This is a genomic window from Paenarthrobacter sp. OM7 (assembly GCF_029873575.1).
GTDB lineage: Bacteria > Actinomycetota > Actinomycetes > Actinomycetales > Micrococcaceae > Arthrobacter.
Map to the genome: position 1 here is coordinate 2,309,180 of NZ_CP123579.1, position 19,409 is coordinate 2,328,588.

Consider the following 19,409-nt stretch of genomic DNA (forward strand, 5'->3'; position numbering starts at 1 on the left):
CGCATTCTTTGGAGTTCATGTGACTACCTCTGCCAACGGCAACTTTGTCCGCAAGCCCTTCATCGCCGGCAACTGGAAGATGAACATGGACCACGTCCAGGGCATCACCTTGCTGCAGAAGCTCGCCTGGACGCTGTCCGACGCCAAGCACGACTACAACCGTGCCGAGGTTGCCGTCTTCCCGCCGTTCACGGACCTCCGTGGCGTCCAGACGCTGGTCCAGGGTGACGACCTCGAGGTGGTCTACGGTGGCCAGGACCTCTCGCAGTTCGACTCCGGAGCCTACACCGGTGATATCTCCGGTCAGTTCCTCAGCAAGTTGGGCTGCACCTACGTCCTGGTGGGCCACAGTGAGCGCCGCACCGTCCACAACGAATCCGACGACGTCCTGAACGCCAAGGTCAAAGCTGGGTTCCGCCACGGCGTCATCCCTGTCCTCTGCGTCGGCGAAGGCCTCGAGATCCGCCAGGCAGGAACGCATGTGGAGCACACCCTTGCCCAACTGCGCGCCGGTGTTGAAGGACTCACGGCTGAGCAGGCTGCGGAACTCGTGGTTGCCTACGAACCCGTCTGGGCCATCGGCACGGGCGAAGTTGCCGGTCCGGAGGATGCACAGGAAATGTGTGCAGCCATCCGAGCCGAACTTGCCGAACTCTTCGACGAGACCGTCGCAGCAAAGACCCGTCTCCTTTATGGCGGTTCCGTCAAGGCCAACAATGCAGCCGCCATCATGGCCGAAAGTGACGTTGACGGATTGCTTGTGGGTGGCGCAAGCCTTGACCCCGCTGAGTTTGCTAACATTGTCAGGTTCGAGAGCCACCTCGTCACGGACTAGTCCGGCTCCCGTTTTCCGCTTCTTCGAAAGGCCGTCGTGGACGTTCTTCAAGTCATTCTGCAGATCCTGCTGGGAATCACCAGTCTTCTGCTGACGCTGCTCATTCTCCTGCACAAGGGACGTGGCGGCGGTTTGTCCGACATGTTCGGTGGCGGAATGAGCTCCGGATTGAGTTCGTCCGGTGTAGCCGAGCGCAACCTGAACCGCTTCACCATCATTCTCGGTATCACATGGGGAGCTGTCATCATCGGCCTTGGCCTGATCATGCGCTTCACCTCAGGTGGCGACTCCTAGTCCCCACCTCAACGGATCTGTCACAAGAGGAGTGGTTCCTTCCCAGGGACCACTCCTCTTTTTGTTGGTTACCCATCCCCAGTGCCGTCGTCGAGCACTTCGCACTAGAATGTCCGTGTTGGCCGAAAGGCCCACGGGCCGTGACGGCCGACCACCGAGTCGCTAGGGGTTCGAAAATGGTTCATGGCACGCCAGGATATCGGGGCACCCGCGTAGGTGTGGCCCAAGGTTCTACTCCGAGAAACCAAAGCGACCATGGCGGGGGAGTCCAGCTGCCGCGGATTCGGGTTCCCTATTGGTGCGCCAAAGGACACGAAACCCGGCTTGTTTTTCTTAAACTGCCGGACGAGCAAATTCCCAGGACCTGGGACTGCCCTAAGTGCGGCCTTCCGGCCTCCCGTGATCCCGGCCATCCGGCCTCGGCCCGGCCAGAGGACGAGCTCTTCAAATCGCACCTCGATTACGTTAAAGAGAGACGCTCCAGCCAAGACGCAGAAATTGTCCTGACTGGAGCGTTGGAGCGGCTACGCGCCCGCGGGGTCCTTCCGGACCAGCTGCTGGGGGACGCGTGAGGCTGCGTTCTCGTCGATAAGCCACAGGGTCCGCGCACGGCCAACGGGACCGGAGGCGGGCACCTGGACCGGGTTGGCGCCAGCCAAGGCCAGGCCAACAGCTCCTGCCTTATCCTCGCCGGCAACAACCATCCAGATCTCCTGGGCGGTGTTGATGGCGGGCAGCGTCAAGGAGATACGCGACGACGGCGGCTTGGGCGAGTTCTCGACACCCACCACCGTGCGTTTCTTCTCACGGACGCCGGCCTGCTCGGGAAAGAGCGACGCCACGTGGGCGTCCGGGCCCACGCCAAGAAGCAGGACATCAAAGCGCGGCAGGAGGCCAGGCTCGTCGGAGCGGCTATCAGACATGTCAGCTGCATGCTCGGCTTCGGCTGCTGCCTTGAGTTCCTCGGCATAGGCAAAGGCGGCTTCGTCAGCTGTGGCAAAGTCGTCCGCCGAGCCGGGCTCGTGGATCCTGGCAGGATCTACAGCCAGGTGGGCCAGCAGGGCCTGGTGCGCTTGACGGGTATTCCTGTCCTCGCTGTCAGCAGCAACGAAGCGTTCATCACCCCACCAGAAGTTAACTTTTGACCAGTCGACGGCCGGTGCTGCAGCTGAATCGGCCACAGCCTTCAGCGTTCCGATTCCGACGGTGCCGCCGGTCAGGACCACCGTGGCCTCGCCGTGCTTGTCCTGGACATCCACAAGCTTGGTAATGAGGCGTGCCGCGATGGCGGCCATCAACACCTTGGAGTCGGGATGGATGCTAACTCTTGGCTCAGCGTGCACTTGTCTGGACTCTCCTCTGGCTGGTAAGTGGCAGTCCCATCGTAATCACTTCTCCGAAGACTTCGTCGGGGTCGAGCCGTCGGAGTTCTTCGGCGAGGCAATCTTTAAGGCTGCGCCGGGGGAGGGTGATACGCTGTGCCGGCTGTCCAGGTTGGGTCAGTTCCGCCACGGACAGTCCGGGACGGAAAAGCTGGACATCGCCGCTTGCACGGGTCAGCCGGACCCGCCGAATGCCGGTACCTGCAGGGTCCGCCACAATCGTGACGGGCGCCTCCAGCGCCAGGCTCAGCCAGGCAGCCAGCAGCAGGGTGCTGGGAGAGTCCGATGCGCCTTCCACAGCCACGGCTGAGACGGGGTCGCTGTCGACTTGGTCGAAGACAGCTGCGAGTTGCATGCGCCAGTTGGTCAGGCGGGTCCAGGCAAGGTCGGTGTCGCCGGCTTTGTACGTTGCCCGGATGTTCTCCAGTGCCCGGCGGGGGTCAGGTTCGTTGGCGGAGTCGGTGATGCGGCGGTGCGCGATGCGGCCGATGGAGGTTTCGCAGGCGCTTTCCGGGGCTCCGTGCGGCCACCAGGCAACGATCGGGGCATCCGGCAACAGCAGGGCGGCCACCAGGGATTCGCTCTCGTGGGCCATGTGCCCATGCCCGCGCAGGACGATGACCTCGGATGCGCCGGCGTCGCCGCCGACACGGATTTGAGCATCAAGACGGTCAGGACCCTCAACGCCGGCATCGGCCAGGACAATGATCCGGCAGGGGTGTTCCCGGCTGGCTTCATTGGCGGCCTCGATGGCTTCTTCTTCCTGCCCGGACTTGGTCACCACCACCAGGGTCAGGACACGGCCCAAGGCGATGACGCCGCCCTGTTCACGCAGCGACATGATCTTCTTGGAGATCTTGGAGGTGGTGGTATCGGGAAGATCTACAATCATGGCCTTCTCCAGGTTCGTCCGTCACGGGCGAGCAGGTCATCGGCCGAGGCCGGTCCCCAACTGCCGGGTGCATAGGGTTGCGGTTGTTCGTCCAGGCCGGCCCAGTATTCCTCGAACGGGTCCAGGATCTTCCAGGACAATTCCACTTCCTGGTGGCGCGGGAAGAGCGGCGGTTCACCCAGGAGTACGTCCAGAATGAGTCGCTCGTAGGCTTCGGGGCTGGACTCCGTGAAGGAGTGGCCGTAGCCAAAGTCCATGGTGACGTCGCGGACTTCCATCTGGGTGCCCGGGACCTTGGAACCGAAACGGATGGTGGCGCCTTCGTCGGGCTGGACGCGGATCACCACGGCGTTCTGGCCGAAGTCGTCCTCACCATGGTCGCGGAACAACAGGTTCGGCGCGCGCTTGAACACCACGGCGATTTCGGTGACACGACGACCCAAACGCTTACCGGCGCGCAGGTAGAACGGCACACCGTTCCAGCGGCGGGTGTTGATGTCCACCCGGATCGCAGCATACGTCTCGGTCTTGGAATCGGCAGGGATGCCGTCCTCATCCAGGTAACCGAGTACTTCTTCGCCGCCCTGCCAGCCACCGGTGAACTGACCACGTGCGGAGTGGGTGGAGAGGTCGTCGGGCAGCTTGACCGCCGCGAGGACTTTTTCCTTCTCCGCCCTCAAATCATCGGCATTAAAGGAAATGGGCTCCTCCATCGCCGTCAACGCCAGCAACTGGAGCAGGTGGTTCTGGATGACATCGCGGGCAGCACCCACGCCGTCGTAATACCCTGCACGCCCGCCGGTGCCGATGTCCTCGGCCATGGTGATCTGGACGTGGTCCACGTAGTTGGCGTTCCAGAGCGGCTCAAACAACTGGTTCGCGAAGCGCAAAGCCAGGATGTTTTGCACCGTCTCTTTGCCGAGGTAGTGGTCAATCCTGAACACGGCATCGGCCGGGAACACGGATTCGACGATGTCGTTCAGCTGGCGGGCGGACTCGAGGTCATGCCCAAACGGCTTCTCGATCACCACACGTCGCCATTGGCCAGGCTTGGCCTGGGCAAGGCCATGCTTGGACAGCTGGCGGCAGACCTGCTCAAAGGCCTTGGGTGGGATCGACAAGTAGAAGCCGTGGTTCCCGCGGGTTCCGCGGGTCTCATCCAGCTCATCAAGGACATCACCGAGGCGCTCAAAAGCGTCGTCGTCGTCGAACTCTCCCTGGACAAAGCGAATACCCGAGGCCAATTGCTCCCATACCGCTTCATCGAACTTGGTCCGGGCGTGGGCTTTGACGTTTTCCTTGACCTCGGCCGCGAAGTCAGCGTTGTCCCAGTCACGGCGGCCGAAACCAACCAGCGCGAAGCTGGGAGGCAACAGACCACGGTTGGCGAGGTCATAGACCGCCGGCATGAGTTTTTTACGGGCGAGGTCGCCGGTGACTCCGAAGAACACCAACGACGACGGCCCGGCGATGCGGTTCAGGCGCCGGTCCCGCGGATCCCGCAGAGGATTCCGCAGACCGGCGTTTTTCCTGCCGTTTTCAGTTTCTGGCATGTTTGGTTCTGTGCCTTAGCTTTCGAGTGCGCTGGCTTGGTCGGCCAACGCAGCGACGACTTCCTGGAGTTGGGCCACGCCGGCAGCACGTTCGGTGAGGTGCAGGCGCAAAACAGGACGGCCATGGCCTTCCAAGACCTGGGCGTCGCCCGAGGCCTGGGCGGCAATGAGCTGGCCGAAAGTGAAGGGCCGCTCCGGGATGTCCAGATCAGTGGAGGATGCTGCAGTGACCTGCAGGAATACTCCGATGGCCGGTCCGCCCTTGTGGAACTGGCCCGTGGAGTGAAGGAACCGCGGACCCCAACCGAATGTCACAGGACGCCCGCTGACGGCCGCGAGTTCATCCCGGATACCTTCAAGCGGCGCGTGGGAAATACGGTCGAGGTATGCCTGCACGCTCAAGTAGCCATCCGTGCCGAGCTGGCTGAGCAGTGCCTGCACAGCCTCGCTTACCGTTGAGGCGTTACCGAGCCATCCACCTCCGCGTACTTCCACAGCACCGTCGGTGAAGGCCGCGGGGGTGGGTTCGGGACGGGCGTCCAGCAAGCCGCGGGCTGCCACCTTGGCGGCCTCGACGTCGGGCTGGTCAAACGGGTTGATGCCCAGGAGCCGGCCCGCCACGGCGGTTGCGAATTCCCAGACAAACATCTGCGAGGCCAGCCCACCGGCGATGGCTACCTCGTTCCCACGAAGCTCGACGTCGGCATCCGCGCTGACCAGCCGCACCACCAGGACGTCGTCGGCACCGTTCAGGGCCTCAGGAGAGTCCGGGCCGGCAACGACAGGCAGGACGCCCGTACCCAGTTTGCCGGTGGATTCCGCAATGAGCTGTTCGGCCCAATCAGCGAAACCGACAATACCTGATCCGTCTTCGGCGATGACCACCTTGTTGCGCAGCGGGCTGGTACCACCCAAAGCTATGCCCAGTGCCAGGCCGATGTTGTCGGCGGAGTCCTCGTTGAGGATCTCCGCAGCTTCCTCCGCCTCATCCAGGAAGGCCTGGATGTCCACACCGGCAAGCCCACAAGGGACCAGGCCGAAGGCAGTCAGTGCTGAGAAACGGCCTCCCACGTTGGGGTCGGCGTTGAATACCGCGCGGTAGCCTGCCTCGCGCGACGCCTTATCCAGGGGCGACCCCGGATCAGTAACGATGATGATGCGGCTCCCAGCGTCGATGCCGGCGTCGTTGAACGCCTTCTCGAATACACGGCGCTGGGAGTCGGTCTCGACGGTGGAGCCGGACTTGGAGGAAACGACGATCGCCGTTTCCGCCAGCCGATCCGCCAGTGCAGCACTGACCTGTTCAGGATCAGTGCTGTCCAGCACAGTCAGCTCGACGCCGGCAGTAACGGCAATGACCTCGGGAGCCAGCGAAGACCCACCCATGCCACACAGGACAATGCGGGTAACGCCTTCGGCACGAAGGGCGTCACGAAGTTCCAGAATGTCACCGACCAAGGCCTGGGACACTGTGGCGGCCTCTACCCAGCCGAGACGGATCGCAGACTCGGACTCTGCCTCAGGACCCCACAGAGTGTGGTCCTTGGCGAAAATCCGCGTGGCGATCCTGTCCTCAACCAGGCTGTCAATGTGCTGGGCGATGGCCTGTTGCGCGGCACCGCTGGCGTCGTAGCTGATTGTGCTCATGGTGGGTTAGGAAACCTTCCGTGCGGTGGCGAGGGCGCCTTCGACGTCGGCGAGGAGTTCCTTCCAGGAGCCTACGAACTTCTCAAGGCCTTCGGTCTCAAGGAGGGTGACGACGTCGTTGTAGGAAACGCCGAGGGCTTCGAGGGCGTTGAGGGTCTCGTTTGCCTCGTCGTAAGTGCCGGTGATGGTGTCACCAGTGACGACGCCGTGGTCGAACGTGGCATCCAGCGTTTTCTCCGGCATGGTGTTGACCACGCCGGCTGCCACGAGTTCGGTCACGTAGAGGGTATCCGGGTAGGCAGGGTCCTTGACGCCGGTGGAGGCCCACAGCGGACGCTGCGGGAGGGCGCCGGCCTCTGCCAGCACTGCCCAGCGCTCGGTGGAGAAGAGCTCTTCGTAGACCTGGTAAGCCAGGCGTGCGTTGGCGACACCGGCCTTGCCCTTGAGTGCCTTGGCTTCATCGGTGCCGATGGCGTCGAGGCGCTTGTCGATCTCGGAGTCAACGCGGGACACGAAGAACGAAGCAACGGAGTGGATCCTGGAGAGGTCGTGGCCGTTCTCCTTGGCCTGCTCAAGGCCGGACTGGAAGGCGTTGATGACCGCGCGGTAGCGCTCCAGGGAGAAGATCAGGGTCACGTTGACGCTGATGCCCTCGGCCAGGGTAGCCGTGATGGCTTCGAGGCCTTCCAGGGTTGCTGGGATCTTGATGTGGACGTTGTCCTTGTTGACCTTGGCGTAGAGGTGCTTGGCCTCGGCGATGGTGCCGGCGGTGTCCCAGGCAAGGCGGGGATCCACCTCGATGGAAACGCGGCCGTCCACACCATTGGTGGCGGCGGCTACCGGTGCAAAGAGATCGCAGGCGTCTGCGACATCAGTGGTGGTGATTTCAAAAATGGTCTCTTCGACGCTGGCGCCGGCCGCGGCCTGCGCTGCGATGGTGGCGTCGTAGTCCGTGCCGGCGGTGATCGCGGCGTGGAAGATGGACGGGTTGGTGGTCACGCCAACCACGTTCTTTTCGTCGATGAGCTTCTGCAGGGTGCCTGTGTCCAGGCGGGTGCGGGAGAGGTCATCGAGCCAGATGGAAACGCCGGCGTCGGAGAGCTGCTGCGTGGGAGTGCTAGACATGTGTTTTTCTCCTGTGAGAGGGGAGCAGACTGTTATGCGTTGACGTCTGCGAGGGAGTCTTTGGCTGCGGCTGCGACGGCTTCGGCGGTGATGCCGAATTCGTTGAAGAGCCGCTTGTAGTCGGCCGAGGCACCGAAGTGCTCAAGGGAGATGGAGCGGCCGGCGTCGCCGACGAATTCGCGCCAGCCGAGTGCAAGGCCGGCTTCAACAGAAACGCGGGCTTTCACGGAAGCGGGGAGCACGGATTCGCGGTAGGCCTCGTCCTGCTTGTTGAACCACTCAACGCAGGGCATGGAGACAACGCGGGCTGCGATGCCTTCGGCCTGGAGGGCTTCGCGGGCCTGGACTGCCAGCTGGACTTCGGAGCCGGTGCCGATCAGGATGACCTGGGCGTCAACGGTTTCGCCGTCCTTGGAAGCTTCGGCCAGCACGTAGCCGCCCTTGGCAACGCCTGCGGTGGAACCGAACATGTCACCGGTTGCTTCACCTTCGCCGCGGGCGTAGGTGGGGATGTTCTGACGGGTCAGGACGATACCTGCCGGGTTCTCGTGGTTCTCCAGCATGGCCTTCCATGCCGCGGAAACCTCGTTCGCATCACCGGGACGGACAACGTCCAGGCCCGGGATGGCGCGCAGCGAAGCGAGCTGCTCAACCGGCTGGTGGGTGGGGCCGTCTTCGCCCAGGCCGATGGAGTCGTGTGTCCATACGTACAGGGACGGAACACCCATCAGCGCGCCAAGGCGGATGGCCGGGCGCTGGTAGTCGCTGAAGATGAGGAATGTACCGGAGAAAGCGCGGGTGCGGCCGTGCAGGGAAATGCCGTTCACAATCGACGCAGCAGCGTGCTCACGGATACCGAAGTGCAGCACCCGTCCGTACGGGTTGCCCTTCCAGGCGTCCGTGGAGCGCGAAGTCGGGATGAACGACGGCGAGCCTTCGATCGTGGTGTTGTTGGACTCCGCGAGGTCGGCCGAACCGCCCCACAGCTCCGGCAGGACCGGGCCGATGGCGTTCAGGACCTTGCCCGAAGCCGCGCGGGTGGAAACGTCCTTGCCTGCTTCGAACACGGGAAGCGCAGCGTCGATGCCGACGGGGAGCTTCTTGGCTTCAACACGCTCCAGCAGGGCAGCGGCGTCCGGGTTGGCGGACTGCCATGCCTCGAACGAACTCTGCCAGGCAGCGCGTGACTCGGCGCCACGGTCCAGGACCTTACGGGCGTGTGCCAGGACTTCTTCGTCAACATCGAAGGACTTGGCAGGATCGAAGCCGAGCACGGTCTTCAGGGCCGCGACTTCCTCGGCACCCAGGGCGGAACCGTGGATCTTGCCGGTGTTCTGCTTCTTCGGCGCCGGGTACCCAATGATGGTGCGCAGCGAAATGATGGACGGCTTGTTCGTCTCAGCCTTGGCCGCGAGCAGTGCTGCGTAGAGTTCCTGGACGTCTTCGACGTAGTCGCCGGTCTTGGTCCAGTCAACGCGCTGGGTGTGCCAGCCGTAGGCCTCGTAGCGCTTGAGGACGTCCTCGGTGAAGGCGATGTCGGTGTCGTCTTCGATGGAGATGTGGTTCTCGTCGTAGATCACTACGAGGTTGCCAAGTTCCTGGTGGCCGGCCAGCGAGGACGCCTCGGAGGTCACGCCTTCCTGGAGATCGCCATCGGAGGCGATGACCCAGATGGTGTGGTCGAACGGCGATTCGCCGGCGGGAGCATCGGCGTCGAACAGGCCGCGCTGGCGACGCTGGGAGTACGCGAAACCAACAGCCGAGGCCAAGCCCTGGCCCAGCGGGCCGGTGGTGATTTCCACGCCGGCGGTGTGCTTGTACTCGGGGTGGCCAGGGGTCAGTGAACCCCAGGTGCGGAGCGCCTCAAGGTCCTTCAATTCCAGGCCGTAACCGGACAGGAACAACTGGATGTAAAGGGTCAACGACGTGTGGCCGGGGGACAGGACGAACCGGTCGCGGCCAAGCCAGTCCGGGTTCTTCGGGTCATGGCGCATCAGCTTCTGGAACAGCAAGTATGCTGCCGGAGCCAAGCTCATCGCCGTACCGGGGTGGCCGTTGCCGACCTTCTCCACGGCGTCTGCGGCCAACACACGAACGGTGTCAACTGCCTTCTTGTCCAGATCGGTCCATGACAGTTCTTGCTCTTCCAAATGTGGCACGAAAACCGAGCCCCTCTCTGTGCTGACGGCAGGCGTATGGACACGGCACGCAGGAAGCACAGGATGGCGCCCGCTGCAATGTGTCTACCAGCCGTTCACCATTGAAACGTTGATCTCTCATCCAGACGCACGGATTCCCGAGAATACGGTTTCCCGGATCGTCAACGTGTGCTGATCTGCTCAACAGCTTAGCCCTAAACGTGTCACGGAACTCAGGGAATCCCACTAACTGGACAGAAATTCCCTTATATGAATCACGATGGCCCGGAAGCGGAGTGAAGATTCGGAAACATTGACGGATTTTGCGGACATTGGTCCACTTCCGGCCACGGTATGATATTTGGAGGCCACCAGCGGTTCATGCGCCCGTGTCAGCTTTCGAAGACCGGGACGGCAGCCGTTGCGAGAACCCCAGAGCATAGAACAGAGTGACTGCCGCCGTGAGCACAACTGATACGCCCCTCAACGCGTCCCCGGCCCGGGGAAGCATCGGAATTTCCCGTAAGTTCAAGGCGTATCTGGCACTCACCAAACCCCGGGTCATCGAACTCCTCCTGGTCAGCACCCTGCCCACCATGATCTTCGCCCAGCGTGGCTTCCCCTCCATCGGCCTGATCCTGGCCACCCTCGTCGGCGGAGCGTTTGCAGCCGGCAGCGCCGGCGTCTTCAACTGCTACATCGACCGCGACATCGACAAACTGATGCACCGCACCGAGAAGCGCCCCTTGGTCACGGGTGAGGTGACGCCGCGCGAGGCCCTGGTCTTCGCCTGGATCCTGGGTGCAGCGTCAATCGCCATCCTGTGGTTCGGCGCCAATCCTCTGTCCGCCTGGCTCGGGCTCGGTGCCATCGTCTTTTATGTGGTTATTTACACCATGATCCTGAAGCGCCGCACGGCCCAGAATATTGTGTGGGGCGGAGCGGCCGGATGCTTCCCCGTGCTGATCGCCTGGGCCGCTGTCACCAATACGGTGGAGTGGCCGGCAATCGTGCTCTTCATGGTGATCTTCCTGTGGACGCCCCCGCACTACTGGCCCCTGTCCATGCGCTACGGCGAGGATTACCGCAACGCCAAGGTGCCCATGCTCGGTGCCATCGCCGGCGCCAAGGTGGTATCGGTACAGGTTGTCCTCTACGCCTGGGCCATGGTTGCCTGTTCACTCTTGATGGTTCCCGTTGGAGGTGCCGGCTGGGTTTACACGATCGTCGCCGTTGCCGCCGGCGCTTGGTTCCTCTACGAGAGCCACGCTCTGTACAAGCGCGCACAGGGTGGCGACGTCTCCAACAAGGGCGCCATGAAGGTCTTCCACGGATCCATCAGCTACCTGACGCTGCTCTTCATCGCACTGGCCGTTGACCCGTTCATTGGCTCAGCGATCGTCGGCGGCTAAGTTCCGCGCTTCGTCAGGAAACAACGTTCGACGCCGGTGCCCGCCAGAGTGCCGGCGTCGCGCTTTTCCCTCACGCCACCTGACGCTCGCACACATCCCAAGCCCTTGATCCCAACGCCCGCTCACATCCCAAAAGACGCAACCAAGTGAGCCAACGGGGGAGGCGCCTTGCCGGCGGGCAGCGCAGAGACCAGCAGGGGAGCGTAGCGAATCTTGTTGCCACTCCGGCCCCCGAAGAACCGCCGTAATTGGACTTCCACGGACCGGTCCCGCAGTAAGGGCTGGCGTTGGAGGAGCCTGAACGAGGCCAGCTCGCCTTCAGCCCCGATGACGTCGAGCACGGCGTCGATTCCCAGGCATCGGATAAGTTCATCCTCCAGATCGGTGTCACAAACCTGGAACCCGCGCTCTTCCAACGGTCCGGATCCCACACCGGCATGCAGGAGTGCCCTGGCAATGACTTTGGACTCGCCTGCATCACAAAGCCCAAGTATTCGGTGGCCGGCTCCCTTCGGGCCGTAGCGCTCGAGGTAGTGGACGATACTCGTGGCGCCACCCATCGGGATGATTTGCACACGTTCTGAAGCCAAGTTGTGGTCACATCGAAAGGCCAGGGCTTCTACGGCCAACCTGTCGCTTTCACCCTCGACCAGCACAGTTGTCGCCTGCATAAGACAAGTATGTCGGACGCGGCAACGGAGGGCTTTGACGCGCTTCTATACCTAGAGTTCTCGTGGCAGCACCTAGTTTCGCCCTTCCGGGCACCTATTTCTTGCCCAAATGCCACCTAGTTTGCGGAAAAGTCGTCTAGGTGGTGCCGTGCGCACCCTAATGTTCGAAATGGAACAGAGCCGTTCCACACCGCACGAGCATTGGGGAAAACAATGAAAGCGCTCCTCCGTACTGCAGGAATCGTGACCATCGCGTCGGCTTCAGTTTTGACCGGTGTGACAGCCGCGCAAGCAGCGCCGGCCTGCTCCACGGCACGTGTATGTCTCTACGACAACTACTGGTTCACCGGAACGCAGCGGACCTACAACTGGGTCGCTTCGTATGTGGGCGACGCGGCGAACGATAAAGCCAGTTCCGTCGTCATAGGCCCGGCCGCGAACGTTCAATCGCCCTACGTGTATCTGTACCGGGACCTCAATTACTCCGGGCATGCAGTGATCTTCCGTGGTGGGAACGCAGTGAACGATCTCCGGGGTGTGTCAATGTATGCCGGTGTGAACTGGGACGACGAGATCTCAAGCATTTGGGGTTAGCCTTGCAATCGCCCGCTCTTCGGTCCACCGTGAAGGTCGCCTCGTTGCTGGCAGGGATCGTGATGGCCTGCGCTGCCTGTTCCGGCCCGCCGGCATCGTCGCCCAGCGAATCCATGGCCACCAGTTTGCCCGCCATCGATCGCTCTGCCGGCGCCGGGGCCAAAGCGTCCCTCAACGAAGTGAGCGGTGAGGTGCTCCTTCCCATGAGTGCCTACTGGTACTCGGACCGTGAGAACGTGATCGTAAATTCGGCGGTCGCTTTCCTCATCTACGACTGCGTGGAAGAAGCCGGGTTTACGGTGGCGCCGTGGGGCGGCGGAGGCAAGGCCCTGCAGGACTACAGGTTTGGTCAATGGTCCCGTCCATTGGCAGCCAGGAACGGCGCCATGCCGGAGATACGCGAAGTACCAGGGGTGCTGGACGAGCAACCGGAGCGCCCGCCCCTGAGCGCCAGGCAGCAGGAGGAAGAAGTGAAGTGCACCAACTCCGTGGGGCGGGCAGGCTTGCCCGAACTCCTGGAGGGGCTGGCCGGAGACACATCCCTCCAACACCGGATCACCGGTAACGCCGTGGCGCTGACGGAGCGCGATTCCGACTACCTTGCCTACCGGAAGAGCTGGGAGGACTGTGTGGCCGGCAAGGGCCTGAAGGTCGCGGAGGCGGGTTCATGGAATCTGTCATCGAGCGGCTCCAAGGAAGACGAGATTCGAGTCGCCTTGCTGGACCTTGAATGTAAGGAGGCCAGCGGCGGGGCCAGGAAACCCTATGACATTCTCGCGGAATACCAGGCAGCACAGATGAAGGACCATCAGGCCGAGCTCAACGCCCTGGCAGAAGAGAAGACGGCCGCCGTGGAGCGGGCCAAGCAAATACTGCGGGACCATGGCGTGGCTGATGCAAGACTCTGAGTCAATCCTGATTCGACGCGGCATGCGGCGTGTTCCGCGCTGGTGGCTGATGCCTGTCGCCGCGTCCATTGTCATTGCAGGTTTGGGCGTCACCTATTGGGCGGGGGCTGCCAGCACGGCCGGGATGGAGCCAGGGCCACCCGTGCCCGAGGTGGTTCCTGTTTCGGCCACGGTGGAGCGCCGTGTGGTGGCCAAACAGGTGGTTCTTTCGGGAAAAGTCATAGCAGGAGCCCAGTCCGCACTGCAGGCAAGCCCGGCCGAAGGTGTTGACAGGCTGGTGGTGACGGCGGTGGCCAAAGAAGCTGGGAGCGTCGTGGTGCCCGGTGAACTGCTGGCGGTCGTTTCCGGCAGGCCCCTGCTGATACTGCCCAGCAGTGTGCCGTTGTACCGTGACATTATCCATGGGGAGTCGGGACCTGACGTCATCGCCCTCCAGACGGCACTGGCGATGTTTGGGTATGCATGCACCACAACAGGAACCTTTGACCTGGATACCCAGCAGGCATTGGGATCCTGGTACGGGTCCGCAGGGTTCAAGGCGCCCACAGCGCCCGCTCAACTCCCCCAGGGGGACGCCGACAAGGCGGCACGAAAGCCTGCCGGGTCCGACATCATGTTCCGTTGGCGGGAATTCGTGCAGGTCCCCGGCGACTCCGGGACAATTGCATCCGTAGCTGGCCCGGGGGCCCTGCTGGCTGAGGATGGAATCGTAGCCCGCATAAGAGTTGCCGACGATTCGATTGTTGCGCGGGCCGACGTTGTCCAGTCCGAGAGTTTTGCGGTGGGTGCGCCCGTCACGGTCAGGGTCGGCTCAACGGTTCTGGACACCACTGTGGCGAAGATCAGCGGCTTCCTGGAGGGGGACCCAAGCAAAAATGAAATCCCTGGAAGAGACATCACGGTGGCAATTCCCCCAGGGTCACCGGGATTCGCGGCGGACCAATCAGTCACCGTAACTGCAGGCAGCGAAACTGCAGAGTCCCTCGCCGTTCCCCTGATAGCGATTCGCCAGGATCGTGGGACACCGTACGTCTTGATTGAAGGGAGCCACGAGCCCCGCCGCCTTGAAGTGAAGGTCACCGCACAGGCGGATGGTTGGGCGGCGATCGCTGACGTGGATGGTCTGGTTGTTGGGGAACGGGTGAAACTCCAATGAGCGCACCGGCTTCCACGCACGAATCTGCAGGGTCTGCTCACCCCCTGCCTGTCCTTAGCCTGCGGGGCGTAAACCGGGGGTTTCCCGGAACGAAGGCACTGGTGGACGTGGATCTCGACATTCACGAGGGGGAGTTTGTCGCCATAGTCGGTCCCTCCGGTTCGGGAAAGTCCACGCTCCTCAATGTCCTGGGCCTTCTGGACAGACCCACGTCAGGTACATATCGCATCAGAGGTACGGACGTCGCCGAGTTCGACGAGAGGCAGCGGGAAGATCGGCGGGCCGAAGTTTTTGGCTTCGTCTTCCAGGAATCACATATGGTGGGCCGGGACGCCGCGGCCCGCAATGCTGTGTTGGGGCTACGTGCACGGGGCATCGGGTTTGTGGTTCAGAAACAACTGGTCATGCCTGTTCTTGACAAGTTTGGGCTTGGGCATAGGGCAGCAACCCCGGCGTCACTCTTGTCCGGGGGAGAGCGACAACGCCTTGCCATCGCCAGGGCAGTGATCGGAGCACCCAAGGTAGTCCTCGCGGACGAGCCCACAGGCAGCTTGGACACAGAGAATGGCAACATCGTCATCCGCCATCTGCGGGGGCTCAGTGATGCCGGCACCACGGTGGCCATGGTGACCCACGATCCGGACATTGCGGCAACCGCAGACCGGATCATCACGATGCGCGATGGAGCGATCGTCACGGACACAGGCCACAGCAGGGGAGCCGATCCCGTTCCAGCAACATCAGCTGCAGGTCCGGAAAGCACTCAACGCGCCTTCGTTCGGCGCCGGCGCCACGAGGCCATTGATGTTGTTGCCGACGCGCTGTCTGCGCTGACGGTTCGTCCCGCCAAGGCCCTTTTGCTGATCATGGCATTCCTCCTTGGCAGTGGAGGATTGGTTGCGGCCATCGGACTCAGCCAGAGCGCCTCTGTCAAGGTATCCGCCCGGATTGACGCAGCCTCGAGCGACGAAGTCAGGGTGACCCGAGCGGCTGGTTATGCATCATGGGAAGCCGTCAAAAGCGATCTCAAGGCATCCGAGGGACTGAACGGCGTGCACGATGCCGGAGTCATCGCCGAACTCTCATCCTCCGTGGTGCAGCCATCAACATTCCGGCCTGCGTCCTTTCCCGAACAACCCGCTTTCAACGGAGCCGTCCGGATTATCGACTCAGCTTACCTGCGGGTCCAAGGGGCTACCGTCTCCTATGGTGACGCCGCCTTGCTGGACCACTCATTCGGAGGGCCCGTCGCCGTTCTGGGTCAGGATGCCGCCCTACAGCTGGGAATCGCAAGGCCCGGTCCCGGCGTCGTGGTGTGGTTGTATGGCCAGGCGGTCCCGGTGGTGGGAATCGTTGAAGACCCGGGACGTGACCCGGTACTGCCGTCAGCGGTGATGGTGGGTGCGGGGTCTTACACTTTGACCAGCAACGTGGCAGCCAGCCTGGTCCTTCGGACGAGTCCAGGGATGCCGGCAGCTATTGCAGAGGCACTGCCAAAAGCACTCAATCCTGCTGAACCCGGGATCGTGGAAGTACAAACGGTGGCCGACCTCCGGGAACTCAAACAAGGGATTGATACGGACCTCGGCCGGCTGGTGGCCATTGTCTCCGTCATCCTGCTCGCCATGGCCGTCCTCAGCGCCGGAACCACCATGTACCTGGGCGTGCTGGCGCGATCAAGCGAGATTGCACTGCGACTGGCCTTGGGCATGCGACGAGGAATGCTGGCGTCGATGTTCCTCACCGAGGGCGCCGCAGTGGGAGCCTTGGGCGGGGCAGCAGGCGCAGCAGCCGGAATGGGCGCAGTCCTGGCCTACGCGGCCAGTGAAGGCTGGGTGGCAGTAATTCCTTGGTACGCGTCCATGTGGGGCCTGGGGGCAGGACTCGTCAGCGGCACCCTGTCTGCCGTATACCCGGCGATTCTGGCCATGCGGTCAAACCCCGCGCACCTGATCCGGGCGTAGGAGCGGCGGAGGAAATCTGCTAGCCGACCGGGCTGTGCTTCGCAAGGTCGGCCGCATTGGTAGCGGCACTCATGAGGACGGCTGCCCCGAACATGTGCGCACCGACCAGGAGAGCCGGAATTCCGTTGTAGTACTGGGTGAAGCCGATGACAGCCTGCAGCAGTGTCACGCCGAGCAGCAGGTATGCCGCTGTCCGGAACGGACCGTTGATCTTGTGGCGGACCACCAAGTACACCGCGAACAGCGTTCCGGCCGTGATCAGGTAAGCGGGGACGGCGTGGATGTGGGAGAAGAGGTCCCAGTCGAGGTCGTTCCGGGGTGCGTCAGCGTCTCCAGCATGAGGCCCGGCACCAGTAACCACGACACCCAGCATCACCGACACTGCTGAGAAAACAGCAACGGCCAGCATCACAGGGCGAGCCAAGGCCGGCAGCGCGGGCAGGATCCGGTTCATATGGCCACCGGTACGACCATAGGCCCGGTTGACAAGCAGCGTGGCGAAGACCACCAAAGCCATGGAGACCAGGAAGTGCAGGCCCACCACCCATGGGTTGAGGCCGGACAAAACAGTGATGCCGCCGATAATTGCCTGGGCCGGGATGCTTGCCAGCAGGCCCAGGGCAAGGATGAACAGGTCGCGGCGTTCTTTGCGGAGGTTCCACAAGTACACCAGCATGAGCGCGGCAACGGCTGCGAGGGCGAAGGTCAGCAGGCGGTTCCCGAATTCGATGAACCCGTGGATGCCCATTTCCGGTGTATTGACCAGCGAGTCATTGGTGCATCGCGGCCACGTGGGGCAGCCCAGCCCGGAAGCGGTAAGGCGGACGGCACCTCCGGTCACCACGAGGACCGTCTGCCCAATGAGTGACAACAAAGCCAGCCGGCGGACGGCCTTATTTACCTCGGTAGGCAGCTTGGACGTGAACCGCTGAACGGTTTTGGGGAGGCGCGATGCCGTGCTCACAGTTTTCTCACTTCTCAGTTCTGCATTGTTGTTGGTGCCCGTTGGATTAGTTCCACTTGAACCAGCGTATGGCCGCGGCGCCGGCAAGTACCGTCCACAGCAAAAGGACAAGGACCGCCGGGAATGGAACGGCGCCCATCAGGAAAGCGTCGCGGAGCGCCTGGCCAAGGGCGCCCGACGGAAGGAAGTGGACGATGCCCTGGAGCAGGCCGGGAAGTCGTTCGGACGGGACCACGATGCCGCCCAACGCACCCAACAGGATCCACAGCAGATTGGTGATGGCCAGCGTTGCTTCCGGGCGGACCGTGCCCGCTACCAGCAGTCCCAGGGCGGTGAAGGCGGCGGCACCGAGAACCAGCAGTCCGAGCCCGGGGAGCCAAGCCTCGGGCCGGGGCTGCCACCCCAGCAAGGCGGCAATGGCGCCCACCACCACTACCTGCAGGAATAGAACCACCAGCACGGCAAGGATCTTGCCGGCAATGAGCCCGCCCCTGCCCAAGGGTGTGGTGGACAGGAACCGGAGGACTCCATAGCGACGGTCGAAGCCGGTGGCAATACCTTGCCCGGTGAAGGCCGTCGACATCGCGCACAGAGCGAGGATGCCCGGCGTGGCTACGTCCACACGTGATCCCCCCAGGCCATCCAGGAGGGGCGTCACAACCAGTCCCACCAAAGCCATCAAGGGCAGAACGATGGCAAGGATCAGCTGTTCGCCGTTCCGCAGCATGGTGATGGTCTCATATCGTCCCTGCAGCATGATGCGGCGCGGCAGGGATGCGGGTCCCGCGTTGGGGGAGAGGAGCTTGCTCATCGGAGGTCCCTTCCTGAAATGTCCAGGAACACGTCTTCAAGGCTGCGGGCTTCCAGCCGAAGTGAGGCGGGCATGATGTTCCGTTCCGCCCACCAGGCAGTCAGCGCTGCAAGGTCTTTTGGTGTGATCGCACCCGTGATGGAGTAGCTTCCCGAGCGTGTCTCTGTCACTTGAAGTCCCGGGCCCAGTGCGCCGGCGAAGTCGAGTCCGCCCGGAGCATCGAAGTAGAGCGTCCGGTCCGTGATGGCAGAATCCGTGGCGTGGTCATGTCGAAGGAGTTCCGCAACCGTTCCCTCCACCACATTGTGGCCGCCGTCGATGATGTAGACGTAGTCGGCCAGGCGCTCGGCGTCGTCCATCAGGTGCGTGGTCAGGACAATCCCCATGCCGGCGTCCCGAAGTTCGGCGATCAGGTCGAAAACCATCTGGCGCGATTGCGGATCCAGCCCCGCACTGGGCTCATCGAGGAACAGGATCTCCGGGTTTCCCACCAAGGCTGCCGCCAGGGCGAGGCGTTGCTTTTGGCCGCCGGAAAGCCGACGGACGCTGGTCCTGCTGAACTGGCCGATTCCCAACCGTTCCACCAGCGCGTCAACATCCATGGGGTTTTGGTACATACCGGCCACGTGCCGCAACAGCGGGATGGGACGGGCCGACGGCGGCAGCCCGCCGTCCTGGAGCATGACGCCCACGCGGGACCTCAAGTCGGCGCCGGCAGCATCGGGGTCCGCGCCGAGGAGCGAGATACTCCCGCCGGTCCGCTTTTGCAGGCCTTGCGCACATTCAAGGGTGGTGGTCTTGCCGGCTCCATTGGCGCCGAGGAGGGCGGTCACCTGGCCGCGCTCCGCAACCAGGGACAGTCCGCTGACCACCCGGAGCATTTTGCCGTCAAGGGAGGCCAGGGGGCCTACATCCTTAATGAGTCCGTCTATGGTGAGGACAGGGGATTCGGGTGAGCGCACCAGAGTATTCTACGTGAAGTAGTACGGTCACACTTGGCGGGCGGCTGAGGTCAGTCTTGCCTTACTGGATGCATGAAACAAATTACGACATGATTGTGTTG

The 19,409-nt window shown here is 62.9% G+C and carries 18 protein-coding genes; 8 read left to right on the top strand and 10 right to left on the bottom strand.

Annotated features, from left to right (window positions below; all coding sequences use genetic code 11):
* Positions 1 to 19 precede the first annotated feature (19 nt).
* The 3 genes from tpiA (at position 20) to QEH68_RS10635 (ending at position 1,701) form a co-directional block, all read left to right on the top strand.
* Positions 20 to 835, top strand: a complete 816-nt coding sequence (gene tpiA, locus QEH68_RS10625) for a triose-phosphate isomerase (RefSeq protein WP_207593511.1) — start codon at positions 20 to 22, stop codon at positions 833 to 835.
* 36 nt (positions 836 to 871) lie between these two features.
* Positions 872 to 1,129, top strand: a complete 258-nt coding sequence (gene secG / locus QEH68_RS10630) for a preprotein translocase subunit SecG (protein WP_024821019.1) — start codon at positions 872 to 874, stop codon at positions 1,127 to 1,129.
* A gap of 176 nt (positions 1,130 to 1,305) precedes the next feature.
* Positions 1,306 to 1,701 (top strand): RNA polymerase-binding protein RbpA, encoded by a 396-nt coding sequence (locus QEH68_RS10635; protein ID WP_280627928.1) that lies wholly within the window; start codon positions 1,306 to 1,308, stop codon positions 1,699 to 1,701.
* Here the strand turns inward: QEH68_RS10635 and pgl are convergent.
* The 6 genes from pgl to tkt are packed head-to-tail and all read right to left on the bottom strand — an operon-like array spanning position 1,654 to position 9,887.
* Complete coding sequence (gene pgl / locus QEH68_RS10640) at positions 1,654 to 2,424, bottom strand: 6-phosphogluconolactonase (protein ID WP_280627929.1); 771 nt, start codon at positions 2,422 to 2,424, stop codon at positions 1,654 to 1,656. The genes QEH68_RS10635 and pgl overlap by 48 nt on opposite strands.
* Positions 2,425 to 2,461: 37 nt before the next feature.
* Entirely contained in the window at positions 2,462 to 3,403 is a 942-nt protein-coding gene (locus QEH68_RS10645; RefSeq protein ID WP_024821021.1) for a glucose-6-phosphate dehydrogenase assembly protein OpcA, read from the bottom strand.
* Positions 3,400 to 4,956 carry a glucose-6-phosphate dehydrogenase gene (gene zwf, locus QEH68_RS10650; protein ID WP_207593514.1) on the bottom strand — a complete coding sequence of 519 codons (1,557 nt, stop codon included), beginning with the start codon at positions 4,954 to 4,956 and terminating at the stop codon, positions 3,400 to 3,402. The genes QEH68_RS10645 and zwf overlap by 4 nt, the downstream gene beginning before the upstream one ends.
* Positions 4,957 to 4,971: 15 nt before the next feature.
* Positions 4,972 to 6,603: a glucose-6-phosphate isomerase gene (locus QEH68_RS10655; RefSeq protein ID WP_280627930.1), complete on the bottom strand. Its 1,632-nt coding sequence runs from the start codon at positions 6,601 to 6,603 to the stop codon at positions 4,972 to 4,974.
* A gap of 6 nt (positions 6,604 to 6,609) precedes the next feature.
* Positions 6,610 to 7,728 (bottom strand): transaldolase, encoded by a 1,119-nt coding sequence (gene tal / locus QEH68_RS10660; RefSeq protein ID WP_280627931.1) that lies wholly within the window; start codon positions 7,726 to 7,728, stop codon positions 6,610 to 6,612.
* Positions 7,729 to 7,760: 32 nt separating this feature from the next.
* Entirely contained in the window at positions 7,761 to 9,887 is a 2,127-nt protein-coding gene (tkt, locus tag QEH68_RS10665; protein ID WP_280627932.1) for a transketolase, read from the bottom strand.
* 428 nt (positions 9,888 to 10,315) lie between these two features.
* Here tkt and QEH68_RS10670 point away from each other — a divergent pair, with 428 nt between their 5' ends.
* Complete coding sequence (locus tag QEH68_RS10670) at positions 10,316 to 11,278, top strand: heme o synthase (protein ID WP_089595064.1); 963 nt, start codon at positions 10,316 to 10,318, stop codon at positions 11,276 to 11,278.
* A gap of 122 nt (positions 11,279 to 11,400) precedes the next feature.
* Here QEH68_RS10670 and QEH68_RS10675 read toward each other — a convergent pair whose 3' ends face one another.
* Positions 11,401 to 11,949, bottom strand: a complete 549-nt coding sequence (locus tag QEH68_RS10675; protein WP_280627933.1) for a TOPRIM nucleotidyl transferase/hydrolase domain-containing protein — start codon at positions 11,947 to 11,949, stop codon at positions 11,401 to 11,403.
* A gap of 213 nt (positions 11,950 to 12,162) precedes the next feature.
* Here QEH68_RS10675 and QEH68_RS10680 point away from each other — a divergent pair, with 213 nt between their 5' ends.
* From QEH68_RS10680 to QEH68_RS10695, 4 genes are all read left to right on the top strand, one after another.
* Complete coding sequence (locus QEH68_RS10680; protein ID WP_207593519.1) at positions 12,163 to 12,543, top strand: peptidase inhibitor family I36 protein; 381 nt, start codon at positions 12,163 to 12,165, stop codon at positions 12,541 to 12,543.
* Between the two features lie 2 nt (positions 12,544 to 12,545).
* A complete protein-coding gene (locus tag QEH68_RS10685) occupies positions 12,546 to 13,451 on the top strand; it encodes a hypothetical protein (RefSeq protein ID WP_280627934.1) in 906 nt (301 codons plus the stop codon).
* Positions 13,438 to 14,607, top strand: coding sequence for a hypothetical protein (locus QEH68_RS10690; protein ID WP_280627935.1), 1,170 nt, complete (start codon positions 13,438 to 13,440; stop codon positions 14,605 to 14,607). The genes QEH68_RS10685 and QEH68_RS10690 overlap by 14 nt, the downstream gene beginning before the upstream one ends.
* Before the next feature lie 107 nt (positions 14,608 to 14,714).
* Complete coding sequence (locus tag QEH68_RS10695) at positions 14,715 to 16,571, top strand: ABC transporter ATP-binding protein/permease (protein WP_280627936.1); 1,857 nt, start codon at positions 14,715 to 14,717, stop codon at positions 16,569 to 16,571.
* 19 nt (positions 16,572 to 16,590) lie between these two features.
* Here QEH68_RS10695 and QEH68_RS10700 read toward each other — a convergent pair whose 3' ends face one another.
* The 3 genes from QEH68_RS10700 to QEH68_RS10710 are packed head-to-tail and all read right to left on the bottom strand — an operon-like array spanning position 16,591 to position 19,308.
* Positions 16,591 to 17,535, bottom strand: coding sequence for a COX15/CtaA family protein (locus QEH68_RS10700; RefSeq protein WP_207593523.1), 945 nt, complete (start codon positions 17,533 to 17,535; stop codon positions 16,591 to 16,593).
* A 46-nt stretch (positions 17,536 to 17,581) separates the two neighbouring features.
* Positions 17,582 to 18,346 carry an ABC transporter permease gene (locus QEH68_RS10705; RefSeq protein ID WP_207593524.1) on the bottom strand — a complete coding sequence of 255 codons (765 nt, stop codon included), beginning with the start codon at positions 18,344 to 18,346 and terminating at the stop codon, positions 17,582 to 17,584.
* Positions 18,343 to 19,308, bottom strand: coding sequence for an ABC transporter ATP-binding protein (locus QEH68_RS10710; protein WP_280627937.1), 966 nt, complete (start codon positions 19,306 to 19,308; stop codon positions 18,343 to 18,345). Before QEH68_RS10710 ends, QEH68_RS10705 begins: the two co-directional genes overlap by 4 nt.
* Positions 19,309 to 19,409: the final 101 nt, after the last annotated feature.